At 68.4% G+C, this 15456-nt stretch carries 15 protein-coding genes and 1 pseudogene; 13 read left to right on the forward strand and 3 right to left on the reverse strand.

Annotated features, from left to right (window positions below; genetic code table 11):
* Window positions 1–98 precede the first annotated feature (98 nt).
* A pseudogene (locus SMA5143A_RS42115) lies at window positions 99–1272 on the forward strand (ISL3 family transposase); the annotation flags it as partial.
* A 195-nt stretch (window positions 1273–1467) separates the two neighbouring features.
* Entirely contained in the window at window positions 1468–1857 is a 390-nt protein-coding gene (locus tag SMA5143A_RS42120) for a hypothetical protein (RefSeq protein ID WP_258194078.1), read from the forward strand.
* A gap of 54 nt (window positions 1858–1911) precedes the next feature.
* Here the strand turns inward: SMA5143A_RS42120 and SMA5143A_RS43590 are convergent, their stop codons facing one another.
* Window positions 1912–2331, reverse strand: a complete 420-nt coding sequence (locus SMA5143A_RS43590; protein ID WP_219923664.1) for a hypothetical protein — start codon at window positions 2329–2331, stop codon at window positions 1912–1914.
* Window positions 2332–2587: 256 nt separating this feature from the next.
* Between SMA5143A_RS43590 and SMA5143A_RS44515 the strand changes: the two genes are divergently transcribed.
* From SMA5143A_RS44515 to SMA5143A_RS42175, 11 genes are all read left to right on the forward strand, one after another.
* On the forward strand, window positions 2588–2719 hold the full coding sequence (locus SMA5143A_RS44515) for an IS110 family transposase (RefSeq protein ID WP_258194079.1): 132 nt from the start codon (window positions 2588–2590) through the stop codon (window positions 2717–2719).
* Between the two features lie 357 nt (window positions 2720–3076).
* Window positions 3077–3961, forward strand: coding sequence for a LysR family transcriptional regulator (locus SMA5143A_RS42130; protein WP_107468054.1), 885 nt, complete (start codon window positions 3077–3079; stop codon window positions 3959–3961).
* Between the two features lie 73 nt (window positions 3962–4034).
* Window positions 4035–5093 (forward strand): tartrate dehydrogenase, encoded by a 1059-nt coding sequence (locus tag SMA5143A_RS42135; RefSeq protein WP_107468055.1) that lies wholly within the window; start codon window positions 4035–4037, stop codon window positions 5091–5093.
* 114 nt (window positions 5094–5207) lie between these two features.
* The gene (gene solA / locus SMA5143A_RS42140) at window positions 5208–6344 is read left to right on the forward strand and encodes an N-methyl-L-tryptophan oxidase (protein WP_107468056.1); all 1137 of its coding nucleotides are present in this window, start codon (window positions 5208–5210) and stop codon (window positions 6342–6344) included.
* 158 nt (window positions 6345–6502) lie between these two features.
* On the forward strand, window positions 6503–7183 hold the full coding sequence (locus SMA5143A_RS42145; protein WP_107468057.1) for a haloacid dehalogenase type II: 681 nt from the start codon (window positions 6503–6505) through the stop codon (window positions 7181–7183).
* Between the two features lie 398 nt (window positions 7184–7581).
* Complete coding sequence (locus SMA5143A_RS42150; RefSeq protein ID WP_107468058.1) at window positions 7582–8688, forward strand: ABC transporter substrate-binding protein; 1107 nt, start codon at window positions 7582–7584, stop codon at window positions 8686–8688.
* Entirely contained in the window at window positions 8681–9820 is a 1140-nt protein-coding gene (locus tag SMA5143A_RS42155) for an ABC transporter ATP-binding protein (protein ID WP_107468059.1), read from the forward strand. Before SMA5143A_RS42150 ends, SMA5143A_RS42155 begins: the two co-directional genes overlap by 8 nt.
* Window positions 9821–9823: 3 nt before the next feature.
* Window positions 9824–10723, forward strand: coding sequence for an ABC transporter permease (locus SMA5143A_RS42160; protein WP_107468060.1), 900 nt, complete (start codon window positions 9824–9826; stop codon window positions 10721–10723).
* Window positions 10720–11586, forward strand: a complete 867-nt coding sequence (locus SMA5143A_RS42165) for an ABC transporter permease (RefSeq protein ID WP_107468061.1) — start codon at window positions 10720–10722, stop codon at window positions 11584–11586. The genes SMA5143A_RS42160 and SMA5143A_RS42165 overlap by 4 nt, the downstream gene beginning before the upstream one ends.
* Window positions 11587–11744: 158 nt before the next feature.
* Window positions 11745–13025 carry an NAD(P)/FAD-dependent oxidoreductase gene (locus tag SMA5143A_RS42170; RefSeq protein WP_107468062.1) on the forward strand — a complete coding sequence of 427 codons (1281 nt, stop codon included), beginning with the start codon at window positions 11745–11747 and terminating at the stop codon, window positions 13023–13025.
* 33 nt (window positions 13026–13058) lie between these two features.
* A complete protein-coding gene (locus SMA5143A_RS42175; protein WP_258194080.1) occupies window positions 13059–13535 on the forward strand; it encodes a cupin domain-containing protein in 477 nt (158 codons plus the stop codon).
* A gap of 362 nt (window positions 13536–13897) precedes the next feature.
* Here SMA5143A_RS42175 and SMA5143A_RS42180 read toward each other — a convergent pair whose 3' ends face one another.
* A complete protein-coding gene (locus tag SMA5143A_RS42180; protein ID WP_107468064.1) occupies window positions 13898–14347 on the reverse strand; it encodes an SRPBCC family protein in 450 nt (149 codons plus the stop codon).
* 741 nt (window positions 14348–15088) lie between these two features.
* Complete coding sequence (locus tag SMA5143A_RS42190) at window positions 15089–15283, reverse strand: hypothetical protein (RefSeq protein WP_107468066.1); 195 nt, start codon at window positions 15281–15283, stop codon at window positions 15089–15091.
* Window positions 15284–15456: the final 173 nt, after the last annotated feature.

The following is a 15456-nucleotide window of genomic DNA, read 5'->3' on the forward strand; positions in this document are numbered from 1 at the left end:
AACGGTCTCCGCCAGATCCAGTACCGCAGCAACCTCGTCGATGGATGTCTCTCCGAAACCGGCCTCACCCTGACGACATCACGGCAACAACGTCAGTAGCGGGCCGGGCGGGCGCCCGCCTCTCTCGTGTCCTGGCTTCGGCGATATCCCGCTCGACCGCCCTGCGGCTTCTGGCCCGCCTTCCTTTGCCTGTGGTGCGGGTGCCACCCGTCCTCGGTGTCGATGACTTCGCGCTCAAGCGCCGTCACCGCTACGCGACTGTCCTGATCGATGCAGAAACCGGCGAACGCATCGACGTACTCCCAAGTCGCGGCGCCGACGCCCTGGAACGGTGGCTTCGTGAGCACCCCGGCGTCGAGATCGTCTGCCGCGACGGCTCCGGCGCATACGGGGAGGCCGTGCGCCGGGCACTGCCAGCTGCGGTGCAGGTCAGCGACCGCTGGCACCTGTGGAAGAACCTGTGCGAGAAGACGCTGGCCGAGGTCCGCTCCCACAGCGCCTGCTGGGCCACCTCGAACACACCCCGCCCGGCCGGCGTCCACGAGCAGACCACCCGCGAACGCTGGCACCAGATTCACGACCTCCTCGGCAAGGGCGTCGGCCTGCTCGAATGCGCCCGCCGCCTCAACCTGTCCCTCAACACCGTCAAGCGCTACGCGCGCACCCGCGAACCCGAGGCCCTGCGTCGGGCGCCCCGTTACCGGCCCACCCTGGTCGACCCCTACCGCGGCCACCTGCGCGAACGCCGTGCGGCCGACCCCGCTGTCCCCGTGAAACAGCTGTTCCGGGAGGTTCAGGAGCAGGGCTACACCGGCAGCTTCAACCTCCTCTACCGCTACATCACCCAGGGCCGGGCCGAAGGTGATCGGCCCGTCACCACCCCGCGATGGCTGGCCCGCCTCCTGCTTACCCATCCCGACCACCTCCGGGACAAGGACACAAGTCTCCTCGCCGAGCTCACCAAGGCCTGCCCAGAGATGACCCAACTGGCCTCATTCGTCCGAGAGTTCGCACAGCTCCTCACGCCGGCCGTAGGCAACGACAAGAAGCTCACCGCTTGGATGGTTAGCGTCCGACACGGCCCAGCTGCCCTACCTCCACGCCTTTGCGAACGGTCTCGAACTCGACCGTGCAGCCGTCAACGCCGGCCTCACCCTCCCGCACCACAACGGACGGACCGAAGGCGTAAACACCCGCACCAAACGCATCATGAGGCAGATGCACGGCCGCGCGGGCTTCGACCTGCTCCGCCACCGCATCCTCCTGAACTGACCGTCACCCCTCGCTACCACCGATTACGGGACAGAGCCGTTCATTTGACAGACCCGTCCCAGGTGACGAGACGGCACGGTGGCAGAACGCCGCTGATCACTCTCACGGAATGTGTGCCAGGACCGACAAGTAGGAACGGCTGGCGCCCTCGTCTCGCGGTCCCGGTGCCAAATTCCCTGACCGGCGGGTTCGTCCATGAGGGATGATCCCCTGATGGACAGGGTTGTTGATCTTGACGAGGTGGCTGCGACTGTGGCTGGCCGGACGGCGGGCTGGAGGTCGGCCGGCCTCGAAGTGGGCCAGGTGACCTGGAGGGATGCCGAGGCATCGTGGCCCCAGCCTTTGCAGACCGACAGGGCTCGGGTGCGTGACCCCGACTCGGTTGGCGTGGTCCTCTCTGGTCCGGGAGAGGCCGAGCTGTCGGTTGTGCTGTTCCGGGGTGGCTGGGCCGACGTGGACTTTATCGCCGGCCTGGACAACCCAGGGTCCCTCCCGGTCTCGGGCATCGCCTCAGCGGCGGACTTCGAGGCCCGAATGGATCAGTGGGTCGCTTGTGTCTTCGAGGTCTACGGCGGTGCTCAGTGAGTGCTGGTCCGTCTCGGCCATCTGGTGCGCTTGCTGTAGGTACGCCACGCTGGTTCAGCAGCAGGACCAGGGGGAGGGAATGATGAATTGTTTGTTTGCCTCTATGAACGTGCGGTCGGCTCCGTGATGGCCATGGGGCCGTCTGGCCGGAGCATCGAGCTTGACCGCGGCTGAGCGAAATCCGAACCTGACGCCGCGCGGTGCCATGCGCTGGCCAACTTCGCCGAAGGCAGCCGCGTCTATTTCCGGCTCGCCGAATTCCGCAGCGGCACCGTCCGCTTCAACCGTGCCACCTTCAGCGGCGGCTGGGTCACCTTCGACCATGCCCGCTTCACCGGTGGTCGCGTGACCTTCCGGGACGCTGCCTTCACAGCGGGCGAAGTCCCTTTCGAGGGAGCTGAGTTCTCCGATGGCATCGTCGACTTCACCGGCGCGACCTTCACCGGCAGCGCGGTGAACTTCGGTGAACGCCACCTCTCCTCCATTTACCGCACGGTGCCGCCCGCTCACTTCAGCGGCGGCACCGTCGACTTGTCCCAGGTAGCCGACCTCAGGCACCCCCCGAGATTCGGCCTGCGGGTGACGCCCTCTGGGCTGCGACTTCCCTTGAGCACCAGCATCTCTGACCTGCCTTGAGCTCCTCTCTTCCCGACGACGGTCCAGAGCCTGTCCCACCAGGGCGAGGTCGTCTGCGGGACTGATCTGTGACGACGAGCTGGCGGAGGTGACCGTGCCCCAGATCTGGGCCGGAGTGGACATCGGCAAGGAACACCACCACTGCGAGGTGGCCGACGGCCGGTGGACATCAACCACGGCGGTGCCGCCCTCCTCATCGGCCGGTCCCCAGCCGCCGCCGCAGTGATCCAGCGGGACGGGTTCTGGGCGTCGGTGCCTTCGTCCGGGAGGAGCGCACGGCGCAGCGGCGGTACGGACCGGCAATGATCCGGGGCGGTGCGGTAGTGAGCGTGACGGGGTGCCGGCGCTGTCGGTGCCGGCCATGTGCGAGAAGCCCAGTGTCTGGTCGAACCTCACGCCGGAAGACGGCTGTGACCGAGTGCCTCAGTCGGACATTGAGAGTCCCAGGTGGCTGTGCCCGTGCCTCGTGAGGATTACGGTGGGTGCGTCGGTGGTCCGTACATCGTCGAGGCGGTCCTTCACGTCACCATGGTCGGGACCGATCGAGTCGTCGGTTGATTTCCTTCCGGGGCAGAGGGCGCGTATGGACATTCGGCAGCTGGAGTACTTCCTCGCGATCGTTGATCGTGGGGGGTTCAACCGTGCGGCGTCGGCTCTGTATGTGTCGCAGCCGTCGCTGTCGCAGGCCGTGCGGGCACTGGAGCGTGATCTGGGCTCGGAGCTGTTCCACCGCATCGGGCGCAGGGCCGTGCTGACGGAGGCGGGAAGGGCCCTGATCGAGCCCGCCCGGGAGGCCGTGCGGAGTCTGGAGACGGCCCGGGCGAGTGTGGCGGCGGTGCATGAGCTGCGTGAGGGGCGCCTGGACGTGGCGGCGATGCCGTCGCAGGCGGTGGAGCCGCTGACGAGCATGGTCAGTGCCTTCAGTCGCCGCTATCCCGGCGTTTCCGTGGCGATCAATGCCGCGTTCACCTCGCGCGATGTGATCGACATGGTGCGCACGGGTGCGGTGGAGCTGGGGCTCCTGGCGTCCGCCGGTCCTGTTACCGACAGGGAGGTCGTCTCGCATGCGCTGGGGCGGCAGCGTTTCGTGCTGGTGGTGCCGGCCGACGGCCCGTTCGCCGGCCGGAGAGCGGTTCAGGCCCGGGAGCTTGCGGGACAGCGGCTGATCGTCGGGCAGTCGGGTACCGGGATGCGTGCCTACGTCGACGCGCTGTGGGAGCAAGGCATCGAGTTCGCCGTCGCCGTCGAGACCGAGCACAGGGTGTCGCTGATGCCTCTGGTGCTGGCCGGGGTGGGGCTGGCGGTGGTCACGGATTCCTGGCGGGACCTCGCCGGGCGGCTGGGCGCCCGTGTCCTGGACATCGAGCCGGAGAACACGTTGGACATCGCCCTCGTCGCCCGCCGCGGCATCCTCTCGCCGGCGGCCGCCGCGTTCGTCACGGCCGCGACCTCGGCCACCGACAGCTGATAGGCCCCGCTTATAAGGCAGATCCGCTTTGCGTCTTGGACGCCCCCCGTACCGCCCTGCTGCAATCTTCGCCATGACGACGAACCACCGGATCGCCCTGATCCCGGGCGACGGCATCGGCACCGAGGTACTGCCCCCGGCACAGCAGGTGCTCGATGTGCTCGGCCGCCGCCACGGCTTCAGCCTGGCCTACACGTCGTACGACTGGTCGTGCGAGCGGTACCTGCGCGAGGGCGCGATGATGCCCGCCGACGGGATCGACCAGTTGCGCGAGGCGGACGCGATCCTGCTGGGCGCGGTGGGATACCCCGGGGTACCCGACCATGTCTCGCTGTGGGGGCTGCTGATCCCGATCCGGCGCGGCTTCCGCCAGTACGTCAACCTCCGGCCCATCCGCGTCTTCGAAGGGATCGACAGCCCGGTGCGCGGCGCACGGCCGGGCGAGGTCGATATCGTCGTCGTCCGCGAGAACATGGAAGGCGAGTACAGCGAGGTCGGCGGCCGGCTCAACCGCGGCTTCCCGGACGAGATCGCCGTGCAGGAGGCCGTGTTCACCCGGGCCGGCGTCACACGCCTGCTGGACTACGCCTTCACGCTCGCTTCCCGGCGCGGCGGCCGCCTGACCTCCGCGACCAAGTCGAACGGCATCATCCACACCATGCCGTTCTGGGACCAGCTCGTCACCGAGCGGGCCGCCGCGTTCCCACGGGTCGGCTGGGACCAGGAGCACATCGACGCGCTCGCGGCCAAGTTCGTCCTGGAGCCGGCCCGCTTCGACGTCGTCGTCGCCTCCAACCTCTTCGGTGACATCCTCAGCGACCTCGCGGCCGCCGTCGCCGGATCCATCGGTATCGCCCCGGCGGCCAACCTCAACCCCGAGCGGGACTTCCCCTCGATGTTCGAGCCGGTGCACGGCTCCGCGCCCGACATCGCGGGGAAGGGCATCGCCAACCCGCTGGGCGCGATCTGGTCCGCGGCCATGATGCTCGACCACCTCGGCCATCCCGCCGCGGCCAGGGACATCACGGACGCGATCGCCGCGGTCCTGGCCAAGACCGATGTCCGCACCCGTGACCTGGGGGGATCCGCGACCACCGCCGAGTTCACCGACAAGCTGATCGAACTCCTCTGAGCCATCTCCCCCTGCCCCAAGGGTGAAGCGAAGTATGGGTTGACCCGCAGGATGCCATGGCCGAAAGTGAGCGCCATTCCAGCGGGGCCTAAACCGGAAGAAAGGAGCGATTTCATGAGCATCCCCAAGCGCGTCGCCGTGATCGGTGCTGGCAGCATGGGCAGCCAGGTCATGTGGCGACTGGCCGCCCGCGGAGCCGAGGTCATCGGCTACGACCGGTACGCACCGGGTCACGACCGCGGCGCGGCCGGGGGCGAGAGCCGCATCTACCGAGCCGCCCACCTCGGCGAGCCCGGGTATGTTCCGCTGCTGCGGCTCGCGGACCGGATGTGGGAGCAGCTCCAGGCGGAGACGGGAAGGCCGCTGCTACGCCGCAGCGGCAGCCTGGTGATGGCAGAGACCGCCTCACCGGCCATGCAACTCCTCCTCTCCACCAGCGCCGCCCAGGGGCTGGATCACGAGGTGCTGGACCGGGAGGAACTCGCCCGCCGCTACCCGCAGCACCGGCTCCCGGACGGACACACCGCCGTCCTCGACCGGTTGGGCGCCGTCATCAGACCCGAGGCGTCCATCCAGGCCGCCGCCACCCGCGCCGAACAGTTGGGCGCCCGGCTGCACCGCTACACCACGGTGCGCGAGGTCGTCCCCGCGGCGGGCGGCGGGGTGCGGGTCGTCACCGACCAGGGCACGGACCACGTGGACGCGGCCGTGGTGACCGTGGGCCCCTGGATCAACACCCTGCTCCCGGACCTCCCCCAGGCCATCGACATCCGCCGGGTGATCTGCTCCTGGCACCTGCCCACCCGCCACGACTGGTTCGCGGGCGGTGCCCCACCCTTCGTGCGCGCCACACCCCACGACTGCTTCGGAATCCCGTCGCCTGACGGCATCTCCGTCAAGCTCGGTCTCTCCTTCAAATACCACGCGCCCGTGCCCGAGCCCGAACGGCTCGACCGTACGGTCCGCCCCGAAGAACTCGGCATCTTCCGAGAGCTCATCGGTGAACTCATGCCCGACCTGAACCCCGACCCCATCAGGACGTCGGCCTACATGGAGGGCTACACCACGTCCGGAAACCCGCTCGTCGGCCATCTCCCCGGCGAGAACGACATCATCGTCATGGCCGGCTTCTCCGGCAGCGGCTTCAAGCTCTCGCCCGCGATGGGCGAGATCGCCGCCGACCTGGCACTCGACGGCACCACGGAGCACCCCGTCGACTTCCTCGCCCCGGCAGGAATCGGCGCCACCTGACCCGGGGCGAGCGTCGACGACATCACCCCGCACCCCCACACCCCGCACCTCCACAGCACCTCCACACCCGCACCCCCTCCCGCCATCCCTGTCATGGGCATGACCGAAATCGGGGTTGCCCGCAACCAGTTCCCCGCAGCAAGAAAGTGAGCACTCCCATGCCCATTCCCTCGTTCCAGTGGCGCCCGAAGTACGTCTCGTTCGACTGCTACGGCACGTTGATCGACTGGCCGATGAACCCCATCACGCGTGAGCTCGTCGGCGACCAGATCCCGGCCGAGCACTGGGACCAGTTCGTCAAGGAGTTCCGCGGCTACCGCTACGACTCGGTCTGCGGCGAGTACAAGCCCTACGAGCAGACACTGCAGGACGCCTTCGAGGGCGTCTGCCGCAAGTGGGGCATCAAGGCCGCCCCGGACGCCGGCAAGCGGCTCGGCGACGGCGTCCGCAGCTGGGGCCCGCGCGCCGATGTGCCGGAACCGCTGAAGAAGATGGGCGAGAACTACAAGCTGGTGATCCTCTCCAACGCCGACAACTCCTTCCTCGAAGAGAGCGTGCCCCGGCTCGGAGCGGACTTCCACGCGGTCTACACCGCCGAGCAGGCCGGCTGCTACAAGCCCCGCTACGCCGCGTTCGAGTACATGCTCGACCAGCTCGACGCGTCCCCCGAGGACTTCGTGCACGTCTCCTCGCACACCCGCTACGACCTGCTGCCGATGCACGACATGGGCTTCCGCAACCTCGTCCTCCTGGACCGCGGCAGCGACCCGGTCACCCACGGCTACGACTACGTGACGGTGAAGTCCCTGGACGAGCTCAACACCATGCTCGGCCTCTGACTCGCAACGCACACCGTCTGGCTCGAACAGCCCCGAAGGACCCTCGTCGAGCTTGTCGGCGAGGGTCGAACAGAACTCGAAGCACCGGGCCGAGGGAGACATCCTCGGCCACGTCACCGCCCCCGGCCGACAGCCGCGCGCACACGGTCCACGCCCTGGCCGGGGGCGGATCCCCTACGGCCTGCACGGCCTCACCGCCGTCCCCGGCAAGGAACTGGCCCCTCTGGCTGTCTGGCCGTCCCGCGGGTGTCCGACACGGCCACACGGCCCGCCATTCTCCGCCCCCGGCCAGGGCGTCCCTTCCCACGAGGCGGATCGCCGCCCGAGCCCCAGCTGCCGCTCTTTCCACGTTCCCAGCCGCTCCCCTTCTCGCGGCCGGCACCACCAGGAGGCACACCATGAAAGATGCCCGAATAGACCGCAGACTGTTCCTGCGAGGAATTGGCGGGGTTACGGCGGGTGTAGCCGCCGCGACCGCCCTCAGTGCCTGCGGTACCGGTACCAGCCGGTCCGCCACGGTCGGCGGCAAGGGCGGCGGCAAGACGGTGGTCGTCCGTGACAGCGGCGGTTCCTACGGCGCGGCTCTGCAGAAGGCGATCTACACGCCGTTCACCCAGGAGACCGGCATCCAGGTCAAGGTCCTCAACCTGGACAATGCCCCGCTGCTGGCTCAGATCAAGCAGGGCCGCCCGCAGTGCGACCTCATCAACGACGCGATGGTGTCGCACACCAAGTACGCCAAGCAGGACGCGCTGGAGGCGCTGGACCTCGACCGGATCAAGAGCGTGAAGAGCGCGAAGATCCCCGAGAACCAGATCACCGAGCATGCCATCGGCCACAGCTTCTACGGCCAGTGCATCGCGTATCGCACGGACGCCTTCGGTGGTCGCAAGCCGGAGTCGTGGGCGGACTTCTTCGACGCCAAGGCGTTCAAGGGCGGCCGTGCGATGTGCAGCCCCGACGGTGACCTGCCGGAGCTGGAGTTCGCGCTGCTGGCCGACGGTGTCCCGATGGACAAGCTGTACCCGCTGGACGTCGACCGCGCGTTCAAGGTGCTGACCCGGCTGCGAGGCGACATCAAGAAGTTCTGGGACAGCGGCCCGCTGCCCGGTGTGCTGCTCAGCCGCCAGGAGGTGACGATGTCCACCGTCTGGGACGGCCGCATCGCCGACCTGCAGAAGCAGGGTGTCCCGGTGGAGCGGCAGCTCAACGGCATGCGGCGTCAGTTCTCGGGCTACGCCATCGCCAAGGGCGCGGCCCACGTGGACAACGCCTACAAGCTGATGGACTTCGCCTTGCGTGCGGAGAGCCAGGCCGCGCTGGCGAAGGCCTTCCCGTCGAACCCGTCGTCCCCGGTGGCCTACGCCAAGCTCACCGAGGACGAGCGCAACGCTCTGGCCGGTGCGCCGAAGTACTACGACGAGGGTTTCGACGCGGATGTCGACTGGTGGCTGAAGAACGAGTCGGCCGTCACCAAGCGCTGGTTGGAGTGGGCTCGTGGCTGATTTCGGTGTTGCCACACCGTCGGTGAAGGCGGCCGGCGCCAAGTCGGCCACCGCCACCGGCAAGGCGCTGTCGGTAGTGGGCCTGCGTAAGACCTACGGTGACGTGGTCGCCGTCGACGAGGCGTCCATGGAGATCGCGGCGGGGGAGTTCGTCACCTTCCTCGGCTCCTCCGGGTCGGGCAAGACCACGACGCTGATGATGATCGCCGGGTTCTGCGAACCCGACTCCGGCACCATCACCGTCGGCGGCCGGGACGTGACACGGCTCGCGCCACAGAAGCGCAACCTCGGCTTCGTCTTCCAGCAGTACCGGCTCTTCCCGCACATGACCGTGCAGGAGAACGTCGCCTTCCCCCTCACGTTGCGCGGTGTGGGCAAGGACGAGATCCGCCGGCGGGTGGGGGAGACCCTGGAGATCGCGGGCCTGTCCCGGTTCGGCGGTCGCAAGCCGCGTGAGCTGTCCGGTGGCCAGCAGCAGCGGGTGGCGCTGTGCCGGGCGCTGGTCTACCGCCCGCCGGTCATCCTCATGGACGAACCGCTCGGCGCCCTGGACAAGAAGCTGCGTGACCAGCTCCAGGTCGAGATCAAGACCATCCAGCAGGAACTCGGCCTGACCGTCATCTATGTGACGCACGATCAGGAAGAGGCGCTGGTCATGTCGGACCGCATCGCGGTGATGCGCAACGGTCTGATCGAACAGTTCGACACCCCCCGGGAGCTGTTCGAACGGCCGAGGACGCCCTTCGTGGCGGACTTCCTCGGCGCGGCCAACTTCCTGCCCGGCCGCATCGAGCAGCAAGACGGCGAACACACCCTCGTCCGCCTCGATGGCAGTGGCGGACTGCTCAAGGCACGCCGCCACGACCTGGCCACCGGCACGCAGGTGAAGGTCGCTGTGCAGCCGGGCCGACTGCGGGCCTGCGCCAGTGACGACGGGTTCTGTACCGGCACGGTCGAGACCGCCACCTACGTCGGCACCCTGGTCCGCGCGGGCGTGCGCATCGAAGGCAAGGACGCGCCCCTGCTGCGCCTTGAGGTCCCGGCCGGCCGCGGCCCCGTCGCAGGCGAGCGGGTCGGGATCACCACCGACCCCGACGACGTCAACCTCTTCCCCGCCGAACAGGACGGGTGAGCCATGGCCACCCTCACCGTCACCACCCCCGCGCCCGCCCGTCCGCGCAAGCTCCTCGCCTCGCGCCGCACAAGGGTCGGCATCCTCTACGCCCTGCCGGTCGTCGTGTATCTGCTGGTGCTGTTCGTCTACCCGATCTTCAGCACCCTGCTGCTCAGCCTGAAGGACGCCGACGGCGCGTTCACCCTGCACTGGTACGCCGATGCCCTCACCGGCGTCAACCTCTCCGTGCTGATCACCACGCTGCGGATCTCCGCCGAAACAGCCGTGCTGAGCCTGGTCTTCGGCTTTGTCCTGGCCAACGCCATCACCCGGCTCAAGCCCATCCTGGCGGGCCTGGCCATGCTGGTCGTGGTCGTCCCGCACTTCATCAGCGCCCTGGTACGCACCTACGGCTGGATCATCATGCTCGGCGACAAGGGCCTGGTGAACGAAACCCTGACCGCCATGTCCGTGCCCGGAGCGCCGTTCCAGCTGCTCTACAACGAGCTCGGCGTGGTCATCGGCACCACCTCGATGATGCTGCCGTACACGGTGCTGTTGCTGTACGGCGTGATGCGCGGGGTGGACCGCCGACTGCTGGCGGCCGCGTCCAGCATGGGCGCGGGCCGGGTGACGATCTTCCGCCGCATCTACCTGCCGCTGATCGCCCCAGGGTTGGCCAGTGCCGGTCTGCTCAGCTTCATCCTCTCGCTGGGCTACTACATCACCCCGGCCCTGATGGGCGGACCCAACCAGACGATGATCGCCACCCTCATCAACCAGCAGGTCACCAAGGAGAATCAGTGGAACGGGGCGGCCGCGCAGGGCGTCATCCTGCTGCTCCTCACCCTGGCCGGACTGCTGCTGGTCAAGGCCGTCAGCTCGCTGGGCGCCAGCCGTAAGAAGAGGAACGCGTCATGATGGAGCTGCGCAGCACACTGGTCGGGCGGATCGTCCTGACCGCGGTGGCCACCGTGATTTTGCTGTTCCTGGCCCTGCCGATCGTCGTCATCCTCGTCACCTCCTTCAGCAACAACGCCTTCGCTTCCTTCCCACCCGAAGCCTGGACGCTGAACTGGTACAAGGCCCTGTTCGCCGACGGCAGCAAATGGCCCGCCGCACTCTCCCTGAGCGCCCTGATCGCCGCCTTGAGCACCGTGTTCTCCCTGATCATCGCGGTGACCGCGGCCACCGCCCTGGTCCGCAGCGAACTCCCGCTGCGCTCGGCGGTGTTCGCCTTGGTCCTCGGCCCGCTGGTCATCCCGCAGATCGTCACCGCGCTCGGCCTGTTCCTGTTCTTCGAACCCGCGGCGATGCTGGGCAGCCCCATCGCCATCGCCCTCGGTCACACCGTGCTGGCCGCGCCGATCGCGGTGCTGATCCTGATCGCGACCCTGCGCGGGATCGACGAACGCCTGGAGGACGCCGCCGCGAGCATGGGCGCCGGCCGGCTCACCATCGCCCGGCGCATCACCTTCCCCCTCGCCGCACCCGGCATGATCGCAGCCGCGATCTTCTCCTTCATCACCAGCTTCGACGAGTTCTACATCTCCCAGTTCCTCTCCTCCGTCGACACCGTCACCCTCCCGGTGCAGGTCTACAACTCCCTCACCTTCGAGATCGACCCCAGCGTCACCGCCGTCAGCGCGCTCCTCACCGCCTTCGCCATCCTCGCCCTCGGCCTGGCGGCCCTGGTGCGCTGGATCGGCTCCGGACGGCAGGACTCCCTGCTCTCGGTGGAGAACACGGTGGGAGTCGCCAACCCGGGAGGCGAGGCCGTATGACCACCGCCGCCACCGGTCAGCGGCACTCCTCGCCCACGTCTGCAACCGTTCCGCTGATCGGATCGAGCCCTCGCTGATCAGCGACCGCAGCCCCGTCGCCGGGCTCCTGGTGGTGCCCGGCCGCGCCCTCCTTCGAAACTCCCCGCTAAGGACCCGACATGAAGACGATTCCCTACTGGATAGAAACCGCTGGGGCGTTTCCCGACCGTTCCGGCAAGCCGCTGACCGAGGACACCGACCTGGTGGTCGTCGGCGCCGGCCTGACGGGTCTGTCCACCGCTCTGCACTCCGCCCGCAAGGGCGCCCGTGTCACCCTCGTGGAGAAAGGCCAGATCGGCTCCGGTGCTTCCGCGCGCAACGGCGGCATGGCCAACCTGGGCTTCACCATCGGCGTACGCCAGGCCATCCGCCGGTACGGCCCCGAACGGGCCCGCGAGATCTACAACTCCTACGGCGAAGCCGTGGACACCGTCGAGCGGCTCGTGAACGAGGAATCCATCGACTGCCAGTTCCGTCGGGTCGGACGCCTGGCCCTCGCGAACCGCCCCGCGCACTTCGAGAACAAGAAGACCCAGCAGCGCGCCCTGGCCAAGTACTTCGGACACGAGACCACGCTCATCGGCAAGTCCGAGCTGCGTTCCGAGATCGGCTCCGACGCCTACCACGGCGGCCTGCTAGACCCGCTCAGCGCCGCACTGCACGTCGGCCGCTTCGTGCGCGGCATGGCCGAGGCGTGCGAGCGCACCGGCGTCGAGATCCACGAGCGCAACGCCGCCATCGGCGTGCGGCGCACCCCCACCGGCCGCTTCGAGGTGCAGACCGAGCGCGGTGTCATCCGTGCCGGGCAGGTCATGATGGCCACCGACGCCTACACCGACAAGAACTTCCCCTGGCTGCGCCGCCAGCAAGTCTGCGTGGGCAGCTTCATCATCGTCACCGAGCCGCTCGGCGAGGAACTCGCCCGGGACATCATCCCCAAGGCCCGCCTCCTCGTCGACTCCAACAAGGTCTGCCACTACTTCCGGCTCACCCCGGACAACCGGCTGCTGTTCGGCGGCCGCGCCCGCTTCGCGCCCTCCGACCCCACCTCGGACAAGAAGAGCGGACAGGTCCTGTTCCGTGACATGTGCGCGACCTTCCCCCAGCTCTCCCGTACCAAGATCGAATACCTGTGGGGCGGATCCGTCGGCTTCGCCATGGACCGCATCGTGCACGCCGGGCAGACCGAGGACGGCGTCTACTACTCCATGGGATACTCCGGCCACGGTGTACAGATGGCCACCCACATGGGCCGCGTCATGGCCGAGGTGATGGACGGTCACCCCGAGGCCAGCCCCGTCCGCGACATCGCCCCGCCCCGCATCCCCCTCTACAACGGCACCGCCTGGTTCCTGCCCTTCGCGGGCGCCTACTACAAGACGCTGGACCGCATCCGCTGACCGGTTGCCCAACTGCCCAGCGACAAGGGTCTGTTGCCCGCTCAGCGGATCGCCGACCTGCTGCGCGCCGTGACCGTGGAGCGCGGCGCGCAGCCGTCAGGCACTTGGTCGTCCGTTCTCGATTCGCATCGTCCCCGAAACCAACAGAGGAAAAGCATGTCGCTCCTGAAGGCCATCGACACCGATCCCTCCTTCGTGCCCAAGGAGTCCGGCCCGCTGCCGGAACGCCTGATCTCCGGCGATCCGACGTACAAGACCTGGGCACAGGACGACGCCCGTGAGGGAACGATCCATACGGGAGTCTGGGAGGCGACGCCCGGGGAGACGCGCTCGATCAAGGGCGAGACCTTCGAGTTCTGCCACATCCTTTCCGGCGTCGTCGAACTCACGCCGGAGGGCGGCGAGCCGGTGACCTACAAGGCCGGCGACAGCTTTGTCATGAAGCCGGGCTACGTGGGTGTCTGGAAGACCATCGAAACCGTGCGCAAGATCTACCTGACCGTGTCGTAACGCCGACGCCGCAGGGCAGGATCGCGCGTCGGGACCTCTCGCGAGGGCAACCCGCCCAGCAGAGACATGCCCTTGGGACCGCGCTGGGGCAGAAACGCGGCTCAGCGACGGGGTACGGCGAGGGGACAGTCGGCTGCCACCCGGTCCCATCCGTACTGCTCGGCGTCGCAGCGTGGACGGCAGGCGGGCGCACCAAGAGGCCCAGATCGAAGAGGCCCTCCGTGCGCCCGCGGCCCGCAGGCTGTGGGTGGCGAAGCGCGCCAGTTCTCCAGCGCCTCGCGCAGGAGGCAGCGGAACGTGGCGGCGGCTCGACGGCGGGACCCTGTACCGCCCCGGAGGGCGTGGTGATCGTCAATCTGGGCTCAGCGCAAGGCGCTGGCGAGGTAGGCGTTGCGGGTTCTGATGAGGCGGGGCATGTACCAGCTCAGGACAGTGAAGTCGGCGACACGTCCGAGGAATCCGAACGGCGAGGCAAAGTCGATGACGTCCCTCATAACGGTGCCGCCAGTGCCGTCCGGCTCGAAGTGATGACTGTGATGCCATCGCTTGAAGGGGCCGGCATCCTGCTCGTCCACGAAGCACTGGGGCGGGTCATACGCCGTGATGCGGGCGGTGAGTCGCCAGGTCAGGCCGAAGTGGCGGGCCTGGAAGGTCACCGTGTCGCCGAGTGAGAGTCCGCCTCGGGTCCTGCCGCCGACCGCCCGCTCCGACGAATCGGCCATCGACCGCGTGTGTACTTCCACGTCGAGGCATGCCTCGAACACCCGGTCCGGGGGTGCGGCGACGGCTGTCACGATCTCGAAGAGCGGCACCGGGCCATCCTAGAAGGGCGTGTTCGATCGCCGGTCGGTGGGACCGGCGTGGTCAAGTGGCGGACGGCATCCAGGGGCTGTTTCGCATGGCTTGCACACGGAGACCTTGATCCGCGGTTTTCCCATCCTGATCGTCTGTTCGGCGGGGTTGTCGTCGAACGGCAGCCGCAGGTCGTGGACCCGGCGCAGGTAGTCCCGCCAGCGCCGGTGCAGGCGCTTGAACAGCGCGTGGTGCTTGGCCTCGGTCTTCGACGCTCGGGCGGCGGTGGCTGCCGGCCCGTCGTCGACCGCGGTGCGCAGGGCCTTGAGTTCCCCCGTCCTGACCGCGTCGGCGATGGACGTTCAGGTGAACGAACGTTCCCGTGGAGGCGGAGTACAGCCAGTGCAGGCGACAACCGCATCCAATCAGGCGCGAGAAGCGTTCGGCCATATCCGCGGTGGACCATGGAGAAGAGCGAAGCCAGCCGAATCCCGGTCCGCCAGCCGCTCAGGTCGCGCGGTCGTCCACACCTCCGCCGACAGCAGCGCGCTGGCAATCTGCACCAGCGGCTTTCGACCACAGCGGCAGCGGGAGCTGCCGAAACGCCGAGGCCAGGACCGCCTGGTGGTCGGTAACGCCGCTGGGCGGGGCGGTGCGGTGCCCGTCCGCAGCAGCATGGCGACGCACTCACGGGTGTCGGCCACCCACACACTCAGCGGCATGTGACCGAAGCTGCCCTTGAAGGTGCCCGCCGCGTCTTCCTATGGGCTGGCGCAGGTGACGACGGTCGCGTCCAGGTCCAGGACGTATGAGTCGGCCGGCTCGCGGCCGCACACCGAGATCCAGGGGGAGCCGCCGGGTCGCAGGGTGAGCAGCGTCCACAGCACGCGGCGTATCGCGGCGCGGGCGCGCTCGATCCGGGCCCGCGACGGGGGCGTCGATCGCCGCCAGAGCACGGCGCGAAGAGCTCTCCGAGACCGGCCGGCTGAACCCCCCGGTCCCGCCGGCCCGGACCGGTGCCCTCGGCAACGCTGCACAGATCTGACACTTCCTCCGGCCGCGCCGCTGCCCAGTAAGTCGCGCTCGGCGCGGACGGCGGTCAGTGGACCACGTCGGTGATGTGGTTGAC

Source organism: Streptomyces sp. MA5143a (genome assembly GCF_900290235.1).
GTDB lineage: Bacteria > Actinomycetota > Actinomycetes > Streptomycetales > Streptomycetaceae > Streptomyces.